1 protein-coding gene is annotated in these 292 nt (G+C 63.7%); it reads right to left on the bottom strand.

Going from position 1 to position 292, the window contains the following annotated elements; all coding sequences use genetic code 11:
• A partial coding sequence (locus EE949_RS18240; RefSeq protein ID WP_164666791.1) for an AMP-binding protein occupies positions 1-292 on the bottom strand: 292 nt, incomplete at both ends.

Here is a 292-nt window from a genome sequence, read left to right as displayed (position 1 = left end):
GTGGTAATCCGCTCGGACTTGATCACGTCGCACAGGTACGCCGGCTCCTTGTGCCCGCCCGGACGCGCCATCACCAGGCGTGCGCCAGTCATCTGCGGCCAGAAGAACTCCCACACCGACACGTCGAAGCTGAACGGGGTTTTCTGCAGCACCGCATCCTGCGCCTTGAGGCTATACGCGTCCTGCATCCACAGCAGGCGGTTGACCACCGCGCCATGATCGCTGATCACCCCCTTGGGCTGCCCGGTGGAGCCTGAGGTGTAGATCACATAAGCGCTTGCACCGCGTACCG

This window comes from Pseudomonas viridiflava (assembly GCF_900602065.1).
GTDB lineage: Bacteria > Pseudomonadota > Gammaproteobacteria > Pseudomonadales > Pseudomonadaceae > Aquipseudomonas.
The sequence above is the reverse complement of the archived record's forward strand: the minus strand, read 5'-3'. Positions and strand labels throughout refer to the sequence as shown.